General features: G+C 45.0%; 22 protein-coding genes, 1 tRNA gene and 1 pseudogene. 6 read left to right on the top strand and 18 right to left on the bottom strand.

The genetic code is table 11. The annotated features are described in order from the left end of the window. Positions 1–49: 49 nt before the first annotated feature. From AC27HD_RS10490 to AC27HD_RS10470, 5 genes and pseudogenes are all read right to left on the bottom strand, one after another. Positions 50–946, bottom strand: a complete 897-nt coding sequence (locus AC27HD_RS10490) for a sulfite exporter TauE/SafE family protein (protein ID WP_487105636.1) — start codon at positions 944–946, stop codon at positions 50–52. Further along, entirely contained in the window at positions 946–2187 is a 1242-nt protein-coding gene (locus AC27HD_RS10485) for an NHL repeat-containing protein (protein WP_032094732.1), read from the bottom strand. The genes AC27HD_RS10490 and AC27HD_RS10485 overlap by 1 nt, the downstream gene beginning before the upstream one ends. Before the next feature lie 357 nt (positions 2188–2544). Beyond that, positions 2545–3186, bottom strand: a pseudogene (locus AC27HD_RS10480) (DUF1826 domain-containing protein). A 1-nt stretch (position 3187) separates the two neighbouring features. Further along, entirely contained in the window at positions 3188–4384 is a 1197-nt protein-coding gene (zigA, locus tag AC27HD_RS10475) for a zinc metallochaperone GTPase ZigA (RefSeq protein WP_487105983.1), read from the bottom strand. A 202-nt stretch (positions 4385–4586) separates the two neighbouring features. Then, positions 4587–4663: transfer RNA gene (locus tag AC27HD_RS10470), tRNA-Arg, on the bottom strand. Between the two features lie 246 nt (positions 4664–4909). On the opposite strand from AC27HD_RS10470, the gene AC27HD_RS10465 reads away from it, so the two are divergent. Beyond that, positions 4910–5317, top strand: coding sequence for a c-type cytochrome (locus tag AC27HD_RS10465; RefSeq protein WP_032094734.1), 408 nt, complete (start codon positions 4910–4912; stop codon positions 5315–5317). 104 nt (positions 5318–5421) lie between these two features. Further along, complete coding sequence (locus AC27HD_RS10460; RefSeq protein WP_487105633.1) at positions 5422–8022, top strand: sensor domain-containing phosphodiesterase; 2601 nt, start codon at positions 5422–5424, stop codon at positions 8020–8022. A gap of 32 nt (positions 8023–8054) precedes the next feature. Here the strand turns inward: AC27HD_RS10460 and rep are convergent, their stop codons facing one another. Beyond that, positions 8055–10070 (bottom strand): DNA helicase Rep, encoded by a 2016-nt coding sequence (rep, locus tag AC27HD_RS10455; protein WP_487105631.1) that lies wholly within the window; start codon positions 10068–10070, stop codon positions 8055–8057. Between the two features lie 120 nt (positions 10071–10190). On the opposite strand from rep, the gene ubiK reads away from it, so the two are divergent. Next, on the top strand, positions 10191–10439 hold the full coding sequence (ubiK, locus tag AC27HD_RS10450; protein ID WP_032094737.1) for a ubiquinone biosynthesis accessory factor UbiK: 249 nt from the start codon (positions 10191–10193) through the stop codon (positions 10437–10439). A 75-nt stretch (positions 10440–10514) separates the two neighbouring features. Here the strand turns inward: ubiK and ubiA are convergent, their stop codons facing one another. Then, positions 10515–11375: a 4-hydroxybenzoate octaprenyltransferase gene (gene ubiA / locus AC27HD_RS10445; RefSeq protein WP_487105629.1), complete on the bottom strand. Its 861-nt coding sequence runs from the start codon at positions 11373–11375 to the stop codon at positions 10515–10517. A gap of 2 nt (positions 11376–11377) precedes the next feature. Then, positions 11378–12019, bottom strand: coding sequence for a chorismate--pyruvate lyase family protein (locus tag AC27HD_RS10440; protein WP_487105627.1), 642 nt, complete (start codon positions 12017–12019; stop codon positions 11378–11380). 484 nt (positions 12020–12503) lie between these two features. Between AC27HD_RS10440 and AC27HD_RS10435 the strand changes: the two genes are divergently transcribed. Beyond that, the gene (locus AC27HD_RS10435; protein ID WP_032094740.1) at positions 12504–12920 is read left to right on the top strand and encodes a flagellar basal body-associated protein FliL; all 417 of its coding nucleotides are present in this window, start codon (positions 12504–12506) and stop codon (positions 12918–12920) included. Between the two features lie 31 nt (positions 12921–12951). On the opposite strand, the gene glpG is transcribed toward AC27HD_RS10435, so the two are convergent. The 8 genes from glpG to AC27HD_RS10395 all read right to left on the bottom strand — a co-directional run bounded on the left by glpG (position 12952) and on the right by AC27HD_RS10395 (position 21992). Beyond that, a complete protein-coding gene (gene glpG, locus AC27HD_RS10430; protein WP_487105625.1) occupies positions 12952–13839 on the bottom strand; it encodes a rhomboid family intramembrane serine protease GlpG in 888 nt (295 codons plus the stop codon). A gap of 231 nt (positions 13840–14070) precedes the next feature. Further along, positions 14071–14382 (bottom strand): thiosulfate sulfurtransferase GlpE, encoded by a 312-nt coding sequence (glpE, locus tag AC27HD_RS10425; RefSeq protein ID WP_032094742.1) that lies wholly within the window; start codon positions 14380–14382, stop codon positions 14071–14073. Further along, on the bottom strand, positions 14382–15407 hold the full coding sequence (gene tdh, locus AC27HD_RS10420; protein WP_032094743.1) for an L-threonine 3-dehydrogenase: 1026 nt from the start codon (positions 15405–15407) through the stop codon (positions 14382–14384). The genes glpE and tdh overlap by 1 nt, the downstream gene beginning before the upstream one ends. Further along, positions 15404–16600 carry a glycine C-acetyltransferase gene (locus AC27HD_RS10415; RefSeq protein ID WP_487105623.1) on the bottom strand — a complete coding sequence of 399 codons (1197 nt, stop codon included), beginning with the start codon at positions 16598–16600 and terminating at the stop codon, positions 15404–15406. Before AC27HD_RS10415 ends, tdh begins: the two co-directional genes overlap by 4 nt. Before the next feature lie 141 nt (positions 16601–16741). Beyond that, positions 16742–19234, bottom strand: a complete 2493-nt coding sequence (locus AC27HD_RS10410; RefSeq protein WP_487105621.1) for a putative bifunctional diguanylate cyclase/phosphodiesterase — start codon at positions 19232–19234, stop codon at positions 16742–16744. A gap of 8 nt (positions 19235–19242) precedes the next feature. Then, positions 19243–20418, bottom strand: a complete 1176-nt coding sequence (locus tag AC27HD_RS10405; protein ID WP_487105619.1) for a hypothetical protein — start codon at positions 20416–20418, stop codon at positions 19243–19245. Continuing rightward, positions 20415–20885, bottom strand: a complete 471-nt coding sequence (locus AC27HD_RS10400; RefSeq protein WP_487105617.1) for a hypothetical protein — start codon at positions 20883–20885, stop codon at positions 20415–20417. The genes AC27HD_RS10405 and AC27HD_RS10400 overlap by 4 nt, the downstream gene beginning before the upstream one ends. 102 nt (positions 20886–20987) lie before the next feature. Next, the gene (locus tag AC27HD_RS10395; protein WP_487105615.1) at positions 20988–21992 is read right to left on the bottom strand and encodes a glycosyltransferase family 9 protein; all 1005 of its coding nucleotides are present in this window, start codon (positions 21990–21992) and stop codon (positions 20988–20990) included. Between the two features lie 108 nt (positions 21993–22100). Here AC27HD_RS10395 and AC27HD_RS10390 point away from each other — a divergent pair, with 108 nt between their 5' ends. Together AC27HD_RS10390 and coaD are read left to right on the top strand one after the other, a co-directional pair. Further along, a complete protein-coding gene (locus AC27HD_RS10390; protein WP_487105613.1) occupies positions 22101–22829 on the top strand; it encodes a 3-deoxy-D-manno-octulosonic acid kinase in 729 nt (242 codons plus the stop codon). Between the two features lie 157 nt (positions 22830–22986). After that, entirely contained in the window at positions 22987–23475 is a 489-nt protein-coding gene (gene coaD / locus AC27HD_RS10385) for a pantetheine-phosphate adenylyltransferase (RefSeq protein ID WP_032094750.1), read from the top strand. Between the two features lie 62 nt (positions 23476–23537). On the opposite strand, the gene mutM is transcribed toward coaD, so the two are convergent. Both mutM and AC27HD_RS10375 read right to left on the bottom strand, forming a co-directional pair. Next, complete coding sequence (gene mutM / locus AC27HD_RS10380) at positions 23538–24347, bottom strand: bifunctional DNA-formamidopyrimidine glycosylase/DNA-(apurinic or apyrimidinic site) lyase (RefSeq protein WP_487105611.1); 810 nt, start codon at positions 24345–24347, stop codon at positions 23538–23540. Between the two features lie 3 nt (positions 24348–24350). Continuing rightward, positions 24351–24812, bottom strand: a complete 462-nt coding sequence (locus tag AC27HD_RS10375) for a hypothetical protein (protein ID WP_487105609.1) — start codon at positions 24810–24812, stop codon at positions 24351–24353. Positions 24813–24963 lie beyond the last annotated feature (151 nt).

Raw genomic sequence — 24963 nt, 5'->3', positions numbered from 1 at the left:
GCAAAACGAGCAACGCGAAGCAGAGAAAAACTAAAAAAGACATGCCTAACTAATAAAGAAAAGCTTGGATAGATACCACGGCATCGCTATTGCCTGATACCGAGTTAGAAGACGTTGACATCACACTCTTTTGCAGCATAAAGCTGCCTGTTACTACGAGGTAAATGCCGAATGCGCGTTTTAACATATTGGGGTTGAGGTTGTGGGCAAGCTTTGCGCCTAATGGAGCGGTAAGTAGTGAAACAGCACTTATAGCAATCCAACCGATGGTATTTACGTATCCTAAGGAGCCCAGCGGTAAGCCCGTTTTGCTCCAACCGATAATAATAAACCCCAGTGTACCGGGTATGGCTATTAGCGCGCCAAAAGCAGAAGCGGTTCCTATGGCCTGATGAATAGGCCGGTTAGATAATGTCATGGTTAACACAGTGATGGTGCCGCCACCAATGCCAAGCAGTGCTGATATACCACCTAAAAATGTGGCAAGCGTTGCTTTGGCGCGCCCCTCTGGCATGGTTTTATTTAGTCGCTTGTGGGCAAGCCAATTGGGAAATAAAAAGTGTACCGATAGCAGCAGAACACCCGCACCAAATACTCCCACTAACAGCGACGCGTTGGCGTCTGAGGCAATCACTAAGCCCACAACAACGCCCAATATAATCCAAGGTGCCCAGCTTTTTACCACAGTAAAATCTACAGCGTTGCGCTTTGAATGAGAACGAGCCGCTCGCAGGCTGGTGGTGATAATAGTGGCAAGGGAAGTGCCAATGGCCAAATGCACGGCAACATCATCCGCCACGCCCATCTTGTTAAAAATGATAAGTAGAACAGGCACAACAACAAAGCCTCCGCCAATACCAAAGAGGCCTGCAGTAAAGCCTGCACAGGCGCCAGCTGACAACATGGCAATAAATAACCATAGCGTATCAGCTGACAATAGGGTCATTATTTTACGCCTTCAAAAATCAACTTTTGCACTCGGCGTCCGGTATTAACTTCTGTGGTGTACAGGTTACCATCGCTATCGGTATCAATACTGTGAAGCCAAGTGAACTGCCCTGGATAGCGACCATTTCTGCCTATTGAACCTAAAAGCGTGAGCGACTCGCGCTCATAAATCCATATGCGACCATTCATCATGTCGGCCACATAAAGGTAAGTTTCATCAGGTGAAAATGCCACGTCGGTTGCCGAACCTACGCCGCCGGTAGTTGCGGCTACCACGAGGTTGTGTTCAAACGAAATATCACCGCTTTTTTCTCGTTTAAAGATTTGAACGCGATTGTTGCGTCTGTCGCAAACATAAATTAAGCCGTCTGATGACTGATTAACGCAGTGCACAATATTGCCAAACAGCGAGTTTTCAACATCGACGCCTTGGGCCTGCGGCTGCGCTGCTTGAGACTGATCAAAAGCGCCTTCGCGAGTTGGCCCTGTTGGCTTATTGCCGTAAGCCCCCCAGATATGTGCCGCTTTTTTGTCTTCAGCATCAAAAGCCACCATACGGGCATTAATATAGCCGTCAGAAATAACCACCTCATTGGCATTGGGGTCATAAAAAACATCAGACGGATTGCCTAGCGTTGCATCATCGGCGTTACCGGCTGTTTTTCCTCGCTCACCAAATTGCTGGATGAACTTGCCATCGAAGTTGAAGTTAGCCACCACGTGATCGCCTTCACCGTTTCCAGCAATCCAGACTGAATCGTTAGGATCGACATATAAACCATGCACATTTACCGGCCACTGATTAACGCCATCCACTGTGGGCGCATGCGACGCCCCGCCCCACGCGGTGGCGACCTCACCTTGTGGCGTAAAACGAATAACGTGAGGTGCAGGCTCGCAGCACAACGCCGTTTGTGGCGTGGCAGCTAAGCCTGTATCGAATTTGCCGAGGGAGTTAGGACGCTGCAAAATCCATACGTGGTCGTATTTATCAATGGATAGTCCACTTACCTGTCCGAGCAACCATGTATCTGGCAGCGTAGGCCAGTTAGCATCCACAGAAAAGCGAGGCATTGGTACACTTCCATTGGGATAAGTTTCAATGGGCACTATCGCTTCAATGAGTCTTTTTTCTTTAGCAGGAGCTACTGAAGGTGAATTACCATCTTCTTTCATTGCAGCAAATAAAGGCGTACTCAGTAAGCTGAAGACCATAAGCGTTGATAAAGTGCGATGCATAACATCACCTCCATAGTGTTAAGGGCAAGGGATTTGGACAGACAATATCCTATGGCTAAACATATCGCTTCGCACAAGTTTAACGATGAACCTCCACACTTCTGCGTTATTTCAGTGAAAACGGGAATAGTTAGTTGCAGACGCTCATTTTTATAGCCCTCCGGTTATGTAGTAACGATACGAGGACAACGTGCCAACATTAACAAGGAAAAAGCAGTTTTAATGCTGGTTTGGTGCTTATAAAAAGAAGGAGATGTAAAAACGAGGAAGTAAAAAAATGAATTGAGTCCAACGGACCCAATTCATCAAGTGGGAGAGTAAACTTTCAATTTGATTCAATTAAATGCAATAGAATGCTCACATTGGATCTAATGTGAGTAACACTCTTTTTTCGCCTTTTGCAACAGGACATGAACGATGCACGGCTCCTAACGACTCATGCCAAGCCTCACCTTTTAGCATACCTACCTCAAACGCATTCATTGTTTGAATATCGTCGTGTTTGTAGTACATACCAAAATTCGTTTGAGAAACGTGCTGCTGACTTTCAGCAAAAGGCTTTGGCCGCAATTGCTCTAGCGGAAGCCACTGAGTGCCAGCTCCAATGTAGGTGTTAACAAGGCGCACGGGTATATTGTCCCGATGAAAGCTAGGACACATTGCTGAGGTAAGCGGCACTAGCCGAAGACCCACTTATTTGCAATCGAACAAACATGTAAGCATATCGGTCAGTAAAAAAATATCATCGATAACTTCAGCTTTGCCATCGTGCTTAGGCAGCATAATGTCTAGCTGCTGCTTAAGGGTATTAACCTCAAACACACCTTTTAGGCCTAACCCTAACGATGTAAAAACCGCCTCAAAGTAGCGAGTGATAGTATTATTTTTCTCTCGCTCCCAAATGGTGACGCTTTTTGTATCGCAGATAATATCGCCAAGTACGATAGGAGACTGTCCACTGCTCCAAGAGCATGAAGTATTTTCTTTCAATGCAAGCATGTTAGTGCCCCCAAGATGGAAATGGATCGGGAAGTGTTGACCATTCTGCTCTTCCTTTTAACAGGTCGCTTTCGCTCAGCAAGCAATCATTCAAACGATTGATAATGTCTTGCTTATTGAGCCCCTGGCCAATGAACACCAGTTCTTGTCGCATATCGCCAAAGGGCTCTTCCCATTGCTGCTGTATAGATTCGAGGTACTCGGGATCATCCGGCCACTCCTCTTTCGGTACCGCTTTCCAGAAAAGGCCGGCTGCTCCATAGCGCGCCATTCCGCCAGCTTGGCTCCAGCTGCCCGCCAAATGTGGGCGTGTTGCTAGCCAAAAGAAACCTTTGGAGCGGATAAGCTTTCCCGCTATTTCTTTGCTGTGGATAAAATCATAAAATTTTTGGGGGTAGAAAGGGCGTCTTGCTTGAAACACAAAACTACTGATACCGAACTCTTCAGTTTCAGGGACATGTTCTCCACGCATTTCTTTGAGCCAGCCAGGTGCCAACTGCGCCTTTTCAAAACTGAACCTGCCCGTCGCCAATACTTTTGCTACGGGCACATTGCCGTTTTTTGTGGGTATTTGTCGGGCTTCAGTATTAAGCGTACTCAAAATGCTTTGTAAGCGTTTGAGCTCCTGCTCTGATACCAAATCCGTTTTGCTAATCAAGATGACATCTGCAAACTCAACCTGCTCGACCAGTAAATCGGCAATACTGCGATCGTCGTCTTCACCTAAACTTTCACCCACTTCTTGAAGTGATTTCGCTTCGTCATAATCTTTTAGAAAGTTTAGCGCATCAACAACAGTCACCATGGTGTCTAGCGTTGCAACGTCTGAGAGGCTTTCACCCCCTTCATCAGCAAAGGTGAAGGTTTCTGCTACTGGCAGGGGTTCAGAGATCCCCGTGGACTCAATAACAAGGTAGTCGTACTTATTTTCTGCGGCTAAACGATTAATTTCTTCCAGTAAATCTTCGCGAAGCGTGCAGCATATACACCCATTGCTCATTTCAACAAGCTTCTCTTCAGCGCGGTTGAAACTTATTTCATTTTGCACCACTGCTGCATCAATGTTGATTTCGCTCATATCGTTAACAATAACCGCAACTTTTAACCCATCTTTATTATTAAGAATATGGTTTAACACGGTGGTTTTGCCTGCACCTAGAAATCCAGATAGCACCGTTACTGGTAACTTTTTTTGCATCATGCTTTTAGCCTACGTTAGAGCCCAAAGAGTAAATTCTAATAGTGAGTCAGCGGAGAACTTTGCATTGAGACTACTCATTCGCCACCATCAAATTATGTTATAACATAACAATAAAGATTTATGTTGTAAACGCTATAACCACTCTTAAATGGTAATGATGAATTTGATAGTGGGCGAAAAATACGGAGCTATGAGGAGATGGCGCACCTGGCGCGATTCGAACGCGCGACCTTCGGCTTCGGAGGCCGACACTCTATCCAGCTGAGCTACAGGTGCTAAAAATAACGTTTGTAGAAATTAATGAATGTTAATAAACACATTAGCAAACGCGCCGTAATGATACTTAGGCCATGGGCAGGCATCAACTAGTTTGTTCTTTTCTTTCTATCTAATCGATGTTCGATTGTTAAAAATCCTTACTTTTTATAGGTAATTGGATTCTAATAGTTGTTCAGCCGCCATTTACCGTTATAATCTGGCCAGTTATATTTTAAACAAATTCATCATTGCCTGGAGACAGATGTGAAATTAAAGACTTGGTTAACTGTTGCTGCTACGGCGCTAACTATCTTTGCGGCTCAAGCGCAAGAAATGAGTAACGATGAAATTGCAGATCGTATTAAGCCACTTGGTAAAGTGCACGTTGCCGGTGCAGCTGCACAAGGCGATACCGCTGCTGCAGGCGGAGCAAAATCTGGCGAAGATATTTACAACTCTGCATGCGTAGCGTGTCACAGCGCAGGCGTTCTTGGTGCTCCTAAATTTCAGGTAGCCGCTGATTGGCAACCTCGCCTAGACGACCGCGGTCTTGACGGCGTATGGCAAAACGCAATTAACGGTATTAACGCAATGCCTCCAATGGGTACGTGTGGAAACTGTTCAGAAGACGATATTAAAGCCGCAATCGAGTATATGATTGAAGGTATTTAAACTATTAATTGATAGTTTAAGTTGTTTGAAAAATTAGCGTTTTTTCCGCGGATGGGGTAAGTTAATCCGCTAAATCAAATGTTAATTTTACATTGGCGAGCACAATGTCATCAAATTCGACTCAATCTGAGCTGTCTGAAGAAGAGCTGCGGGAACTTATTCCGCAGCTTCAACAGCTTACAGATAAGTATAGGCGTGCTGAACGTGTTCAGAAAGCCCTTTTTGACATTTCCGAACTCGCCAGTTCAGTAAGTAACCTTAACCACCTCTACACATCTATTCATGAAATCATTGGTGATTTTATGAATGCCGATAACTTTTACGTCGCTTTTTACGACCCTGAAAGCAACATTGTCGATTTTTCCTATTTCGTTGATGAATTTGACGAGCAGACAGTGCGCCAGCTTCCTGCCGAATCGTTAATGGACGGCATGACCGGTTATATTCTTAAGTCGGGTAATCATCTTTTTTACAAGCGTGACGAAGAACATAAGTTTGCTGAAGAACTTGGCTTTAAGTTAGTCGGCTCTCCCCCTTATGAATTATGTGGCGTTCCGCTTAAGCGCGGCAGCCAAGTTATTGGGGCTATGGTTGTGCAAACTTACGATGAAGGTGTGCACTACAACCAAGAAGATTTAGAAGTACTGCTATTTGTATCACAGCATATTGTTACCACTGTTGACCGTGTTAAAAACCGTGAGCTAACCGAACGCACCATTCGTGATAGAACCCGTCAGCTACGAAGAACTAACGATGACTTACAAGAAGAAATTCTTGAACGCCAAAAGGTAGAATCGTTACAACAAGCATTGTTTGAGATATCCGAGCTCGCCGCTAATCTTGAAGGCGACATGAACGTGTTTTATTCAAGTTTGCATGAGATCCTTGCAAGGCTGATAAGCGCACCAAACTGCTATATAGCGATTGTGGATAAGGCTCAAAATAAACTTGAGTTCCCGTATTTTAGTGACATCAACCAAGCAACCATTGACCCTAGACCGCTAAGTCTAGGATTAACAGAGTTTGTGCTTCGCACCGGACAGGCAGAGCTAATTAACCCACCTCGGGTGCTGCAGCTTGCTGAAAGTGGTGAGCTTGACGTGACTGTGGCGCAGAAAATGCTGAAAAGCGCGAACTCCTGGCTGGGCTCTCCACTTGTGGTAGATGGTGAAATAGCTGGTGTAATTGCCGTTCAAACCTATGGAAAGCACGCCAAGTACACCGCTCGTGATCAAGAGCTTTTACGCTTTGTATCCCACCATATTGCGGTGGCCATGGAGCGCAAAAGTAATACGGAAGCGATTCAGCAGTACAACACGCAACTTGAAGAGCGAGTAAAAGAGCGCACCGCTGAGCTTAATCGCGCCAACTCGTTTTTACAGCAACAAATAGACGAACGTAAAGAAATTGAGCTTAAACTCATTCACGATGCCCACCACGATTCGCTAACCGACTTGCCAAACCGAGCAATGTTTACCAGCCGCCTAGAACTTGCGGTAGCAAGCAAGCAGCGTTATACCGAAAACATGTTTGCCGTTTTATTTATCGACCTCGATCGGTTTAAAGTGATTAACGATACCCTTGGTCACCATGCTGGCGATGAATTTTTAATTGAAGTATCTAAGCGCATTGCACTGTGTATTCGAGGCCACGATTTACTGGCTCGATTAGGCGGCGATGAATTTGTTGTGCTACTGGATAACTTTGATGAAAACGCAGATGTTGAAGAAGTAGCAAGTCGTATTATCTCGTCAATATCAGAACCTTTTCTACTTGATGGCCGTGAAATGTATTCCGGCGCAAGTATTGGCATTGCTCATCTTGAGCCTTATTACAATAGTGCTGATGAAGTACTGCGCGACGCCGATGCCGCTATGTACCAAGCTAAAACACTTGGCCGCGGACGCTTTGTTATGTTCGATAAGAGCATGCGGGAACGCTTAATTGAAGAGCTTGAACTAGAAAACGAATTCAGACGTGCTCTTAGAGACGAAGAGTTTGATTTTTTCTTACAACCCGTCATCAACCTTATCGACAACAGCATTTTGTATAAGGAAATGTACGTACGCTGGTCGCATCCTACTTACGGTAAGATTGCGAGAGAGCAATTTAGACAAGTAGCAGATCATAGTGGATTAACTATCGATTTAGATCTCTTCCAGTTAGCTAAGGCATGTGAGCTAATAAAGCGCTTTGAAGACACCGACGAAGCGATTGAGCGCATTGCCGTTAACGTATCTATCAATCATTTGCTACAACCTTCAATGGTGAATCAAATGACCGAGGTTATTGCTGACTCGGGTATTAAACCAAATCGATTAGTGTTTGAGTTCGATGAGAATGATTTGAATCGTCGCTCGCAGTTTATACTGCCGGCCATTAAAAAGTTAAAACGTGCTGGCGTAACGCTGGTACTCGATAACTTTGGTAGTGGTTTAGCCTCGCTGAGCTACCTATTTGCCTACCCCTTCGACTTTATTAAAATTGACCATCGATTCGTGAAATCGTTACCAAGGTCTCAGCGTAACCTTAAGCTGATTCAGTCGGTAATGTTAATTTCAGAACACTTGAAGTTTAATGTGATTGCAGAAGGCGTAGACTCTCCCTCTCAGCTTAGTGCATTAAACGACATTGAATGTGTATATGGCCAAGGTAAAACACTGCAGCGCGCCGTTGTTTTAGATATGACTAAAGCAACTGACTGAGCCCCAAAAAGTTAGTAAGCGCCCACATTACACTACTTTTTGCCCAAAATATCTCTTAGGTTTGCAATACCCACCTGAGCCTTTTGTTGTCGCTCTTCTTTAGACGCTTTGGGCTTTTGATTTTCCCATTGAACATCATCTGGCGGTAGTTCGAACAAGAACCGGCTGGGCTCTGGCTGAATCACCTCACCAAACTGCCTGCGCTCCTTTGCTAAACTAAATATTAACTCTCGTTGCGCCCGCGTTATGCCTACGTAAGCTAAACGTCGCTCTTCTTCTACATTGTCTTCATCTACACTGCTTTGATGGGGTAACAACCCCTCTTCCATTCCCACAAGAAACACAATAGGAAACTCTAGTCCTTTTGAGGCGTGAAGCGTCATTAGCTGAACTTGGTCGCTTTCACCATCTTCTTCGCCACGCTCCATCATATCGCGAAGTATGAGACGATTTACTACCTCGGTGAGGGTCATCGGAGCATCAAGGTCGTTACCCTCAAGCATATCGGTAACCCAGCCAAAAAGTGTACTTACATTGGCCATGGCCATTTCAGCAGCTTTAGGGCTTGCGCTCGATTCGTAAAGCCACTCTTCATAACCCATCGTACGTATCATACTTCTTACTGCATCTGCCGTATTGCCGCGCTCTGCATTATCAGATAGCTCTACGACCCATCGGGCAAACCCAGACACCGAATGAAACGCTTTATCGGGCAATACGCTGTTTAGGTTGTTGTGTGTTGCAGCCTCAAACATGGACACACCCAGGCTATTTGCAAAATTGCCGAGTTTTTCCAGTGTGGCTCGGCCAATACCGCGCCCCGGAGTGTTGATAATACGCAGCAGTGCATTGTCATCGTCTTGATTCACCAACAGCCTCAAGTAGGCCATGATGTCTTTCACTTCGGTACGCCCAAAGAACGACATGCCTCCACTTATTTTGTAAGGAATGCGGTTGCTCATTAGTAGCTTTTCGAACAAACGACTTTGGTGGTTACCGCGGTATAAAATAGCGTAATCTTTGAACTTGGTTCGGTTCATGAACTTATGCGCTAGTAGCTCTGCTATCACCCGCTCAGCTTCATGCTCTTCGTTTTTGGCTTCAATAACTTTTAACGTTTCACCGTAGTGAAGCTCTGAAAACAGGGTTTTATCAAATAAATGGGGGTTGTTCTGAATTAAGATATTCGCGCAATGCAGTATACGCCCCGAAGAGCGATAGTTTTGCTGCAGCTTAATAACGTTTAAACGGGGAAAGTCTTTTTGCAATAAATTCAGGTTTTGTGGCTTGGCCCCACGCCAAGAGTAAATAGATTGGTCGTCATCGCCTACCACGGTAAAACGAGAGCGCTCACCAACAAGTAGCTTCACCAATTCATACTGACTGGTGTTGGTATCTTGATACTCATCAACCAGTAGGTAACGTATTTTGTTTTGCCACTTGGCTCGAACCTCCTCGTTTGTTTTTAATAACAAGGTAGGTAATAAAATAAGATCGTCAAAGTCTAAGGCATTATAGGCTTTTAAATTGTCTTGGTAGCGTCTGTAGGCCTGCGCAAACTCTTGCTCGCCAGTGCTCTGAGCTTGCTTTAATAAGGCATCTGGCAGTACCAAATCGTTTTTCCAATTTGAAATACAGCTTTGCAGTAGCTTCAACTGGTCTTTGTCACCGTCTAAGGTGTCGGCGGTAAGGTCGGTAAGAAGAGAAAGAGAGTCTTTGTCATCGAATAAGGAAAAGCCTGGCTTTAGCCCTAAGTCTTTCACGTGAGATTTAATAATATTTAGACCAAGGGTGTGAAACGTTGAAACCTTAAGCCCTCGCGCTTCTGGTTTGCCTAAGGTTTGCGCCACACGCTCTTTCATCTCTCGTGCTGCTTTATTGGTAAAGGTTACTGCTGCGATATATCGAGCAGGCATGTCACAGTTTCTAACTAAATGAGCTATCTTATTGGTGATTACACGAGTTTTACCACTGCCTGCCCCGGCTAACACTAAGCATGGGCCCGATACGAATGTAACGGCAGACTCTTGAGCTTCATTTAGTTTCATTTTTTTCCTAAAACAGGGTTAACAGGCAGTAAATGCATAGTTCACAGTTTTGATTGCATGTCGTGTCGATACCGATAGAATAGTGACACTAATTTGAGCTGCGTATTATAAGGGAAATCCATGTTGGATCCGAAAAAACTCGAAGATTTGGCTAAACAGATTGCTGATGCCGTTCCACCGGGCGTAAAAAATATGGCCGAAGGCGCAGAAACACGAGTTAAAACTGTGTTGCAGTCTCAGCTCTCTAAACTCGATTTGGTAACTCGTGAAGAGTTTGATATTCAAAGCCAGGTACTGATTAGAACTCGCGAAAAGCTAGAGGCGATGGAAGCTCGTATTGCAGAGCTTGAAACCAAGCTTAATGGCTAATAGCCTAGACAGCCAATAATCTCGATGTACACAAAGGCACTTTTTAGTGCCTTTTTTATAGTTCACTGACTTTAGCTAATAAAGCAGGTAGTTAACTGCCAACCCTACGGTAATTGATAAGCCCACTAAATGGTTTTCTAAAAACGCGGTAAAGCAGCCTTCTCGTTGTTTTCGCTTAATAAGTTGATACTGCCTAACACACAGAAGCGCTGCAAATAACACCGCTACAAAATAAGGCCAAGCCGCCTCAATGGTTAAGCCAACACACCATAAAGTCACCAGTGTAAAAACCTGCAGCGCCATCACAATCACAACATCGTACTGACCGAACAATATGGCGGAAGACTTTACGCCTATCTTAAGGTCGTCATCTCTATCGACCATGGCATACATAGTGTCGTAGGCCACTGTCCAGGTAAGATTTGCGATAAATAACCACCAGCCATAAGCGGGTACAGTTTCTAAAACCGCCATAAATGCCATTGGAATAGCCCAGCCAAATGCAGCACCCAGTACCACCTGAGGCAGGTGTGTGTAGCGTTTCATAAATGGGTATGATGCGGCCAGCAGCAGCGCCACAACCGACAGTGCGATAGTCTGCCAATTGAGAAATAACACGAGCACAAACGCGATGCCTATTAATAGCGCAAACAGCTGCAATGCTTGCTTAGCAGTTACCTCACCAGTAGCAAGAGGGCGTGTAGCAGTGCGCTTAACACTGCCATCAACTTTTCTATCTGCATAGTCGTTAATAACGCATCCCGCACAGCGCATAACAACAACACCAGCAATAAAAATAGCGGCTATATCAAGCGTTGGCATACCTTGTGAGGCAATAAGCAGTGCCCATAATGTGGGCCACAGTAAAAGGTAAAACCCGATGGGTTTGTCTAGGCGCATCAGGCGGGCATAAGCGCCCCAGTTGTGCTGTGTCATATTCACGTTTCTCTTTTTATCACTTGTTTCTGCCCTTCATTTTGCGTGTAGGCCGGAGAGCCAGGAAGGAACACTTCTGCAACAATTAAGTGATGCGACTCAAAGGTAAACACAGAGCGCCTACCCCACAAGTTTTGCTTTGTATCGTTTTTTAACTGCGAGTTTGATTGCATGCCTGATTGCGAGTTTGATTGCACGCCTGATTGCTCAGCGAGGTGCTGAGAAAACTGCTCAAAAGGTAGCGTACACACTTGAAACTCAGAGCGTACAAACCGCTTGTCGTTGAACAATCGTTTGCCTAATGGCTCACTGCCTAGGTTAGATAGCTCTGCTTCGATAATAGCTTGAGGAATGACTGAGCGAGCAAATACCCAAGGCTGTTCATCACCACACAATACAATTTCTCGTATTTGATAGGCTGTTTGGCCGTTCGCTTGTAACAGAGATAACTCAGTTCTGTGAGGCTCTAACGCTTGCTGGCCTAACAGCTGAAGCGAAAATTCACTGCAGGCCGATTGCACCCTCTCGGTTAGAGAGCCAGTATCTAACAACCAGTCTTTTAACGTTGGTTCAGGTATGTTTGCTTCTGCTAAGGAAAGCCAATCAACGGCAAGACCAACGGGAAAGTCGGCGGTAAGACTCACTTTAAAGCACCCATTTACAAAGACTCACTTTACAAAACCTACTAGAAAAAACTCACTGCTGGCGCTATTCACACAGCTTCTGAACTGGCAACATCATAACATTTATTTTTGCGCTGTAATCTTCAGGAAAAGCTAAACTCTATATTTCCATCACTTTGATTGTAAGCCTTTGGCAGACATTTTGTGCTTATTAACCTGAATCCTGTTTAAAGAATGGTGCAAGCATTTGTTCTATAAAATATAAATTAAAATTTCAAACTCAGTACTGCTAGAAATGCGAAGTGCAAGGCGCAAAAGTCACGTAATAGTTGTTCTATTACTTACTTTTGCAACGCAGTAATTCGCGTTTCTAGTGGTGCTGAGCGCCGTTTCTTAAACAGGATTCAGGTTTATTAAGATGCGTACTACTTTTGCAGTAGTGCGTTTAACCTCAGCTTTGCTACAATAAGGTTGATCTTAACTTATCCTTTTTTCGGTTCTTACCATGCTTAAGTCTTTAATTTTACATTGTTTAGCAATAACTGCGCTTTTACTGAGCGCTTCGTTTAGCGCTCAAGCACAAGAGAAAGCCAACTTTGCCTATATTGGCTTAGAGCCAGAAATCGTCACTAACTACATTAGCGACAGTGCGCGTAAGCTTGGTTATGTTCGTGTACAGGTTGAACTCATGGTATACGACATAGAGCAGCTGGAAATTGCGGAGCATCACATGCCGCTTTTACGCTCTACTGCTATCGAAATATTTGGTCAACAGCCCGCTGAAAAAGTGAAGTCTCTTACGGGCCGTGAAGACATTCGATTAGCGCTTTTAAAAGCATTAAAAGAGCACATGAAAGAAGAGACTGGCGGCGAAGTGATCAAAAACGTGATATTTACCAAGTATCTATATCAAGGCGATTAATCTATACAAAACCGACTGCACGCTAGCGTTCTTACCCAGGCTTTTTGGAACCTAAGCTCAGCATCGCAGCCAGTAAGCATCCGGTGATCAAACCCGCCGTATGCGCTGCGTTTGCCATGTTTACCCACAATATGTCCGCAAAGCCAAGTACTAGCCACACCAACATAAAGCCGACAATAGAATTGGGTAGAGATAGTCCCCAACTGGGACGCAGCCAACCTAGCCACCACACGAATCCCATAACGGCATATACAACACCAGAAAGGCCACCAAATAGAAATAGGTTAGCCTGCACTGGCTCACTAAATAGCGCCTGAGCAGCATTAGATACCACCGCTGACACTATAAAAACAATGATGAGCATAGTAATACCAAAAGTACGCTCTATTTTGGCGCCAAGCATACTCCACCACAATAAATTAAACACAATGTGCAACACACTAAAATGTATAAATGCCGGGCCTAATAGCCGCCACCACTGATGGTTTTCTGCCAGCAGGCCAAAAGGCTGCATCAGCAAATGTTGTGCAATAGGCGCAAATAGTCCTAGCAAAGATAAGCCGTATACCAATAAGCACAAAATAAACACCAAAGACGTAAATGGCGCTGAAATAGCATTTGCGGCAATGTGTTTAATGGAAAACCCGCTGGGCGACGCTGCTAGCTGAACATTTTGACCATTGTCCCATGCTGCCTGTTGATATTTTGGGTGACCAGGGTTTGCAATAAAGTCTTTAGCGATAAGCTCTGCTTGCGCGGTGTGCTCAGCATCATCTATAAATACAACAAACTCTGACGATGCAGACTGCTGTGGTGAAGCCTGTTGTTTAACAGAAGCGGTAACCCCTTGGCTATTGAGATAATTGGCGAGAAGGTGCGCAGCACTTTGCTGATTGAACGCGATTAATGGTTGGCCCATAGGCTGAGGTAGCTCCAAAACACATGACTCGAAATACCGAATCTAATAAATATGAATACAATAAACATGGGTGTAAAAAGGAAAATAACACGGTAAACCAGTCTATCTATTGAACAAGTGTATTGATAAAGCGTTATGAGGGAAAGGATAAAAATAAAGGTGCTCATCTCATCACACCCTAGGGCGTGTTGAAATGAGCACCTTCATTAAGCTTCTAACTAGTTAGCTGGTTTACTCGGTTTCTACTGGGTTAGCTAAACGCCAGGCCTCAAAGCCCCCATCCATGCTGTATACCGTTTCAAAACCTTGCTGCGCGATAACTTGGGCAGCTTGCTGACTGCTCACACCGTGATAACACACCACAACAACTGGCGTGTCTTTTGGCGTTTGCTCTACAAACGTAGCGAAATTGTCATTGTTCAGCGGCGCTGCGTTAGGCATGTGCCCGTTCGCGTAAGATTGTGGATCGCGAATATCAACAATAGATACCGTGCCCGAAAAATCAGCAACGTCTTGCACGCTGATATGAGAAAATGTGCTCATTATTGCCAGTCCAAAATAACTTTACCTGATTGCCCTGACCCCATGGTATCAAACCCTTTCTGAAAGTCATCTACGCTATAAGTATGAGTAATGATTGGGGTAAGGTCTAAACCGCTTTGAAGCAGGCTTGCCATCTTGTACCAGGTTTCGAACATTTCGCGACCGTAAATGCCTTTGATCACGAGTCCTTTGAAGATAACCTGATTCCAATCGATAGCCACATCACTAGGTGGAATACCTAGCATGGCAACCTTACCGCCGTGATTCATTTTATTTAGCATATCGCGAAGCGCAACGGGCACGCCCGACATTTCAAGCCCCACATCAAAGCCTTCTGTCATCCCCAAGTCGTTCATGACATCTTTCAGGTCTTCTTTAGACACATCGACAGCACGGGTAGCGCCCATTTTTTCAGCAAGGGCTAGACGATATGGATTGATGTCTGTAATGACAACGTGACGTGCGCCCACGTGCTTTGCAACCGCTGCTGCCATAATACCAATGGGTCCCGCGCCGGTAATCAGTACGTCTTCACCAACAAGGTCAAAACTGAGCGCGGTGTGCACGGCATTGCCGAACGGGTCGAAAATTGACGCAAGTTCATCGCTGATATTATGAGGTATCTTAAACGCGTTAAAAGCAGGAATAACGAGAAACTCAGCAAAGGCGCCAGGACGATTAACGCCTACCCCTTCGGTGTTGCGACAAAGGTGTCTGCGACCCGCTCTGCAGTTACGGCAATGCCCACAGGTAATATGACCTTCACCAGACACTCTGTCGCCTATTTCGAAGCCTTTAACTTCTTGACCCATTCCAACCACTTCACCCACATATTCATGACCCACAACCATAGGCACGGGAATAGTGTTTTGTGACCATTCATCCCAGTTGTAAATATGCATATCGGTGCCGCAGATAGCGGTTTTACGAATTTTTATTAACAGGTCGTTGTGCCCCACCTCGGGCTTTGGCGAGTCTTCTAACCAAATGCCGCGCTCGGCTTTTGCTTTTACCAATGACTTCATGAAATCACTCCCATTTCGCGGCCAATTTCAATGAACGCGTCAATGGCTTTGTCTACGTGCTCAATAGAGTGCCCCGCAGACATTTGGGTGCGAATTCGCGCCTGCCCTTTTGGTACCACTGGGTAAGAGAACCCAATCACGTAAATACCTTTCTCTAACAGCTTGTCTGCCATGTCACTCGCTAAACGGGCATCGCCAAGCATAACCGGGATAATAGCGTGGTCTTTACCTGATAGCGTAAAGCCAGCATCTTCCATACGACTGCGGAAATGTTCTGCGTTGCGCCATAGTTTAGCTCGCAGCTCATCGCCCTCTTTCATCATCTCAAATACTTTCAGCGACGCTGCCACAATAGGAGGCGCTACTGAGTTTGAAAACAAGTAAGGGCGTGAACGCTGACGCAACCACTCAACCACTTCTTTTTTACCCGACGTATAACCGCCAGATGCTCCACCAAGTGCTTTACCCAGTGTACCGGTAATAATATCTACGCGGTCTAAAACGCCACAATATTCGTGGCTTCCGCGACCGTTTTCCCCGAGAAAACCGGTAGCATGGCAATCGTCAATCATTACCATGGCATCGTATTTATCTGCAAGGTCACAGATAGAGGCTAAATCGGCAATAACACCGTCCATAGAAAATACGCCATCGGTAGCAATAACTTTAAAGCGTGCGCCTTCTTCGTTTGCCTTGATGAGCTGCTCTTCTAATGCTGCCATGTCGTTATTTGCATAGCGGTAGCGCCTTGCCTTACTTAAGCGAACGCCATCAATGATGCTCGCATGATTAAGGGCATCTGAAATAATGGCATCTTCAGGACCAAGAATGGTTTCAAACAACCCACCGTTTGCGTCAAAACAAGACGGGTAAAGAATGGTGTCTTCTGTGCCTAAGAATTCGCTGATAGACGATTCAAGCTGCTTGTGAATATCCTGCGTGCCGCAAATAAATCGTACGGAAGCTACGCCGAACCCGTGAGAGTCCAGGCCGTCCTTAGCTGCCTTAATGAGGCTTTCATTATTTGCTAGCCCAAGATAGTTATTGGCGCAGAAGTTAACGACATGGTCACCGTTAGCCACATCGATATCAGCTTGCTGCTGAGATGTGATCACGCGTTCTTTTTTATATAAACCATCTTGTTTGGTGGCTTCAATTTGCGATTGCAAATGGGAAATAAATGCCGCTGACATGCCGTTCTCCGAAATTCGTAAAAGGATATTTTAGTAAAAGCCTACAGGTGGGTATACAGTGATGCGCTCTATTTAATAGGAAAGCCGATGAAGTGTGTAAATTATTTAGCACACCTTGCCAAATACGCTAGCTTTTAGGCGTTACGCTTGAGGTGGTTTCCAATAACCATTTTCAACATTTGTGCTTAGTACGCGCCAAATATGTTGCTCTGGAATAGGTTTACTTATCATATAGCCTTGTCCGTAGTCGCAATCAAATTCGCATAGCAAATCGTACTGCGCCTGTGTCTCTATGCCCTCGGCAACCACCTGCATCCCCATGTTACGCACCATAGATACTGTGGAGTTCACAATATTTCTATCGTCGGCATCGTCGGTAATATTTGAAACAAAAGAGCGATCGATTTTAATAAAATCTGCAGGCAAAGATTTGAGATAACTCAGTGAAGAATAACCGGTGCCAAAGTCATCAATAGCCAACATGCAACCCATTTCATGAATGGTGTTCATAATAGCGCGGGCTCTTTTGATATCAGAGACTAACACCGTTTCTGTAAGCTCTAAGCATATCTGCTCAGGCGCTAATTCATTGCGCTGTATTTGCTGCTGTAGATAATCGGGTAAGCTAGGATCGATAAATTGCCCTGCCGACACATTAATGGCCAGTTTCATATGGCGATAACCGCTATGACCGAGCTCTTGAGTAAGAGAGCAAGCTCTAGCGATAACCCAGTAGTCTAACTCAAGCATAAAAGTGGTATTTTCTAATAGCGGTATGAAATCGGCAGGCGAAATTGCACCTTTGGTCGGGTGGAACCAACGAAGCAGAGCCTCAAAGCCAATGAGTTTACCCGTATGCATTTCTATTTGAGGTTGCAAGGCAAGACTAAACTGATTACCTCTCAGTGCTTCGCGGGCCTCAGATTCTAGCTCCACCTTTTGCATTACCGCTAAATTCATTTTCGCTTCATACACTCGGTAGGCTGCACCTTGCTTTGACTTTGCTGCATACATCGCAATATCAGCGTGTCGCAATAGCTCGACGGGTGTGGCTTGAGCATGGCTTGTAATGGCAATACCTATGCTCACAGAGATATAGAATTTCTGACCATTGATGACAATGGGTTCGGCAAATTCATTGAGCAGTTTATTAGCAATAAGATCGACCTGAGAACGACTCTCAATATCTGAAAGCAATACCACAAACTCATCGCCACCAAAGCGAGAGGCAATGTCTGTTTCCCGAATAGGCCGTGATATCCGCATGGCCGCGGCTCTTAACAGCGCATCACCTACATCGTGACCGTGGCTATCGTTAACTTTCTTAAAATCATCTAGGTCCATGAACATGAGAGCAACAAGCTTTTCATCGCGAAATGAACGGGCTAACTGCTTTTCAATTTGAAACGTCAGCATGTTCCGATTGGGCAAGCCAGTCAGCACATCGAACATGGCCATTTTTTCTAGCTTGGCGGTATTAATTGCCATTTGACCATCAAAGTCTTCAAGCTGCTTTGCCAGGTTATTCGCCGCGCTTTCTACAACGTCTAATTCATCTACTAACTTTAAACTCGACACATTTCGCTGTTTGGCGGCGTTAGCATGAAATTCAGTAAATTTGTGCTCTGCCAACATGGGAAGACGCTCGCTGATAGACAGCAAACGCTGGTTGTATCCATTCAAAAATAGGTAAAGCAATATTGAAAAGATAACAAACAAAATAACGGCCGAGCCAACAACGATGGCTTGATATTGATTGGCTTGCTGAACGGCTGCAGTGACGTCTTGCACAAGTAGCAGATAAGGACGGTTGGCGTTGCCTTTTGAAAATGGTAGCAAGCTAACAAGCAGCTGCTCTTTATTCAGGGTTATATTGCTGCCCCTTGTGACTAAGCGATTCACCGACCAGTCAGCAGGTAGCCCAGCAAAAACCTGCTGTAAATACTCTCGATTCGCTGCAGACAATTGACTGGATAGCGTCAACGAGGGTGTGCCTGCCTTGTTAGCATTTTCTGCGTTGGTTGGCGCTGATTGCCAGGATGGTAATGATTGCGTAATTTGCACAATCGCAACTTTGTGTACTCCCGCTGCGCGATTAAATAGGTAAAGCAGCTCGCGCATTGAAGTAGATACCACTACAACAGGTACGGTATCGCTGCCGCTCATAATAGGAATCGACATATAGTGAGTACAAACTTTGTCGCAGACAATCGTTGAACGGCTTTCGAAGCTGGTTCGGGTTGAGCTGACTAATTGGGCGACTGCTTCACGAGAGTGGCTCATGTTGGTGCCCACGACACCAGACTCATCAAACAACAAAAGCTCTTCTACTTGGAAGTTAAGGGTGAAGTATTCTGAAAGGTTTTGAAGTGTACGTTGAAGCTCATCGAGATCTTTGCTTTGTAAATCCCGCTGCTGACTTACAATGTCAATAAGGTTTATCATGCGGTTATGCAGCACCTCCTCGAAAAGCCGGATACGCCGCTGGTGACTTATCTGGTTTTCTTTTTGCTGCAAAAGCAAACTCGCTTCCGACTCTTGTATCAGCACCACCGAGATCACTACGGTGACGGTCAGCACCATCGCCATTAATATAGCAATCGTTTTAGTGGTGAATGATACCTGCACCTTCATATTACTTATTACCACCAATACATCAGTTGTAGCGACCACATTTGCCAGTTTTTATCTGCTTGCTCGGCCACGTTGCGGTCTAGCAAACTCACTACCCGCGTTGCGCCTTCAACCCAATGGTATTCCCCCTGCAAACGCCATTTTGGCGCAATATCCCAACGCAAGCCCAAGGTAGTAGAGTCTTGGTAACCAAAGTACGCAGGTACGGCACCATTAGATAATTGCTCCAGACGTTTTCCGTCCCTGTCGTTAACATCATTGACGTAGGTGTCGTAACCTATTAGCCCGCTAAACTGACTATTGAACAAATACCTAAACTGGACAAAGCCACCGTCACCGCGACGCTTATCGTTAAAATCTGGCGCAAATAAGCCCCTGCTATGCTGGGATTCTGAAAGCAGCTCCATCGACACTTCCCAATGCTCAGCGAAGTATTGTGTTGAAAGCATAAAGCGCTCCACATTAGCCTCGCCTGCTAAACGATTGTCCTGTTGTGATGGGGTATAGCTAAAGTCGGAGTTAAGCCAGCTGACGCCAACTTTCCACGCCATAGACGCAGGCTGCCAAAATACACTCGCTTGGTGAACAAAATCTTGCTTCGCTTCGCCTTTCGCCTCTTCACCTAACAAAAAGTCTCGTTGTGACGAATTGATATTAGAGCGCCCATAGCTCCAGTTCAATTCCCAAATATTGTTTTGTCCATAGTGGGTAAAACTGGTCAATATGCCGTTGCTGCCAAGCGCAATATCGCGAAAACCATCAAAATAAACGGATTGAGGCAATACTGCAGTGTAACGAGTTTGCGGCACATCACGGGTAACAGAGTAAAGCCAATGTCTGTTTTTAAACCGCCCGGCGTGAATATGAGCTTGCCACCCGTTCCCTAAATTTGGAAGCTTCCAGTCAACAAATAAGTAATCAAGACGTGCCCCTTGTTCAAACCGGTTCCCGCCGTCTAGATAATTAATTTGCCCTGCAATCGATAAATTTTCGGACAATCTGTAAAGCCCGTTAATGCCAATTTCGGTAAGCTCACCAGTAACAGCATCGCTATCTGTTATAAAGCTACTGTTATTAGACTGAGTGACCCCCTGGGAAGCGTACCCATGCCATGCGAAATCCGACTCTGCTGAAAAAACAGCGAAGCTGCTCACTAACAACGAAAAATAGATTAATCCTTTCATTTTTCTTCTACCTCAATACGGCGCAGCTTAACGATATCGTCTTTATCACCATAGCCGATAGCTCCCTCTGTTGACTCTAGTGCTTCAATTAAAGCGTTGTATGACGACACTCTTACGGGCGTAACACCTTGCCCTGAATAGGTTAGCTGATCCCATAAGCGAGATAGCTGATAAGGAAACATCTGCAGTATGTCACGGCAAAACTGCTTATGTAATTCGTCGTTATCTTGTAATACAAAAACGGTAATTTTTTTACCGTTTTGCCAGTGTTGGCGGTGGCCTGTAAAAATTTGACGAAGCTCAGAGCGATTCAATTGAGATATGGAGACGCTCTCGTGCGCCATAACCTTCAAGTCACCGGCGTATGAAAAAGAAGATGTCGCAACAAAAGACACAACAATAAGAAATGTACGATAAGAAATTTGAGATAAAGACTCTAAGAGCCGCCTTATCGAGGGCGTTTTCATTCAGTAACAGCTCCCTGTTTTTAAACAAAAGCACAAAGCAATGTATGGTTAGTTAACTACAGTGTAGATAAAAGCTGAACAATTTACCCAGTAAAAAGTAAGCTAAGCGATATATGGATGAACTTTTTCTTTTACTTGCTCGAAAGAAATTCTTTGCATGAGGGTATCGCCTTTCGCTCGTACGCCCCAAGGCAATTCTTGCCACGGCTTGCCTTTTTGCTCTTTAATGCATTCATCGTAAACCGATGCGACATCGTTAAGATTATTATAAGGCCCGGTTCGCAGCGGGTTTGAATGAGCGTAAAGACCCACAACCGGCGTATCAACAGTGGTCGCCATGTGTGCGGGGCCTGTGTCTGGCGCAATGACGAGCGCGGCGTGTTTAAGCAACATAAGCAACTGATGCAGCGACGTTTTCCCCGTAAAATCTTGCAAGGTTACACCTGCTCTTTGCTTTATTGCATCTGCAGTTTCACGGTCTAAACTCCCCGGACCTCCGCACAATATCACGTTCACATTGTTGTTTTGAATATATTCGGCAATACGCGCGTATTGTTCTGGCAACCAATTTCGCTCAGCTTTACTTGCGGCAGGGGCAATAACTACATACTTACCAAGGGTTTTTGCCTGTTGTACCCCCCATTCGCTATCTTCATTGGAAACAGGGATACGCCAAGCTGGTTTGTCTACACTAGGTACGCCTAATGCATCTGCAAAATCCATAAACCCATCAAGTACGTGAGCATGCTGATTTGCCGATATGCGTTTATTAGCAAACAGCCAGTGCAACTCTTTACTACGAGCCCAATCAAACCCTATACGCTGCTTTGCTTTTATAACGCGAGACACTAAGTTTGCTCGCAAAGCCACCTGCATCATTAATAAGGCATCAAACACCTCGCCTTTTAACGCCTGCTTAAGGTCTTTTACTGCCGCTTTACCGCGCTTTTTATCAAAAATGATAAAGCGTATATTGGGCATTAGTTTAACGAGCTGATGCTCAACTTTTCCTATCACCCAGGTTATTTCGGCATCGGGCCACTGAGTTTGAATTCGAGTGACCATGGCAACTGCATGACACACGTCGCCGATAGCAGATAAACGCATTATACAAATCTTTTTTCCCACTTAGCGCTCACTTTTTGCTGAAAAACTGTTGCTGAAAAACTTTAATAAACCGTTAGAATGTTAAATTTACCATAAGTTGTGAGAAACATGGCGACAATACGACGAGACTTAGGTGCCGGGCACCACTTTCTATACGATGACGCCATAATCGGTGAGCCAAGTATTGATATGTTCACCCATGAGCATTGGCAGTTTCAAAACAAAATCACTGGCCATGCAAAAGGAAGAGGAACAACGCTGTTTATTGAACATGAGCAGCACAGTTGGGTACTTCGGCACTTCCAGCGCGGTGGCTTAGTTGGCAAACTGTTAAGTGATCAGTACTTGTTCTTGGGTGTCGAATCGTCTCGCCCTTTTGAAGAATTCAGACTACTTGCTGAAATGCGTAAAGAAGGGCTGAATGTTCCGGTGCCGGTTGCTGCTAACATTCACCGCAGGGGAGTGATTTATCGCGGCGATCTCATCACACAGAGAATACCAGGTAGCCAAGACTTACACCAAGTATTGTGCCATGAGCCACTGAGTGAAAGTCAGTGGCACGCCGTTGGGCGCGCACTTGCGGCAATGCACAACTGTCAGGTGTACCATCACGATGCCAATATTCGCAATATTATGATGGATGACAAGCAAGCCATTTGGCTCATTGATTTTGACCGCTGTCGCAAACGGCAAGGACACCAGTGGAAAACCGGTAACCTCGACAGATTACTGCGCTCACTGCTAAAAGAAAAAGAGAAAAACGCCACTTTTCATTGGTCAATGGAGGAGTGGCAGCATTGTATTAACGGCTATTCGTCAATAGCAAAAACAGCATAACGACGCACATAGCGGCCAATATAACTTCAAGAATAAGAGCAATGGGAATAGCGCCTAACTATGATTCAACTGTGTTACATTGATGGCGCTGACATATTGAGTAATTACCCTACAACGTCACTCTACACTCATTTTATAACTAAAAAGATTCGACAACATGCATACTAGAGCACTTTATCCAGGTACTTTCGATCCGATTACAAACGGACACGCCGACCTTATTGAACGAGCATCACAATTATTTTCTCGCGTGATTGTAGCTATTGCATCAAATCCAAGTAAGAAGCCATTGTTCACGCTAGAAGAGCGCGTGGAAATGATTAAGCAAGTTACCGCCGACCTTCCTAACGTTGAAGTGGTGGGCTTTACTGGGCTACTTGCAGATTTTGCTGATGAGCAAAACGCCACCATACTGATTCGTGGCTTGCGAGCAGTATCTGATTTTGAGTATGAATTTCAGCTAGCGAATATGAATAGACGCCTCAATCCTAAATTAGAAAGTGTCTTTCTCACTCCTGCTGAAGAAAATTCGTTTATCTCGTCTACGTTAGTCAAAGAAGTTGCCCTTCACCGCGGTGCCGTGAGCGGATTTTGTCACCCTGTTGTAGAGGCTGCCCTGCAAGAGCGATTAGGCAAGAAAAAATAGCTCTGCTAATCGCTTGAGACTGCTTGCGCAGAGGCTGCTGATGCATGAGACCGCAAGAGCGGTTATCGCTGGCAGTGAATACAGAAAAAGGTGTTTCGCTGCCCGATGACTTTACTTTGAATTGGGCTACCGCACACCTCACAGTCTTCGCCCTTTCTGCCGTAAACATTAAGATGCTGCGCGAAGTAGCCCGGCTTACCATCGGTTTGCGCGAAGTCTTTTAGGGTGGTTCCACCTTGCGCGATTGCTTTCGCTAATACCTGTTTAATATTGTGGGTTAAACACTTATAACGCTCTGCACCTATGCGACCTGCTTGCCTACGGGGGTCGATACCACTTAAAAACAACGCTTCATTTGCATAAATATTGCCCACGCCGACCACAACCGCATTATCCATAATGAAACTTTTCACAGGACTTTTTCTACCGCGAGATAATGTATAGAGACGATTTTCATCAAAGGCCTCAGTAAGCGGCTCTGGGCCTAAATTATCTAATAGACCAAGTCGTGTATCAGGTGCTTGAAATAACACCGCACCAAAGCGCCTAGGGTCGTTAAGACGCAAGCATTGCCCAGTGTTTAAGACAATATCAACATGGTCGTGCTTTATTAGCGGTGTTGACGCATCAATTACCCGTAGTTTGCCAGACATGCCAAGATGTAAAACCAAACTTCCCACGGCGGTTTCAATTAACAGGTACTTAGCTCTGCGCGTAACATTGTTAACTTTGTGCCCTACCACTAATGAAACCTCTTCAGGTATAGGCCAGCGCATCCTTCTTTCGCGAACAATGACGTTTGCGATAGTGTTGTTGATTAAATGCGGTGATACACCTAAACGGCTCACTTCAACTTCTGGTAACTCAGGCATTGGTTATATCCATGGGAGCAATGTACTTAGGGACACATTGTCTAATGCATACCAATTATTGTCTACTTTCACTACGGTGACAGAAGACGTGGGGTAAAAGGCGTAAACCCGACCGTTTGTTTCACCCGCAAGCCACACCACAACAACAAGGGGCTCTATGTTCGATATATCGTTTTTAAGGGAAGTAAGATAACGAAGACGCGCTTCTTGCCATCCGCCTATTTGTGCATCTGGACTGATTGAAAGCTTGCCCTCAGTACTGCGTTGACGCCACTGCTGACCACTTCTAACAAGCTGGTTATCGTCATGCTCTATTTTTAACACATAGGCGTTTTGCGGCAACAAGCTGCGTACTTCAGCAATATCTTTTTGAGGACGTAAGCTATCGATGTTAAACAAAGCAATCATGATCAACATGGCAACGATGACCACGTTATTCATTGCCCGCTGTGAAAGTTTTGCCATTGCCGATGCCCGTTACAATGAAAAAGGAGAAAAAGAGCAGATATAGTAAAGCCTCAATTCTTAAGATACTAGGGCGTGTTGATCCTTGTTGTACAAGTTTTGGGCTAAATGGAAGCTTTTTAAACGCGAAACAGTCCTGTAGGCCTAGTGT

This window comes from Alteromonas sp. 4NS20-0143, from assembly GCF_057542855.1.
This window is presented reverse-complemented; position numbering and strand designations above follow the sequence as displayed.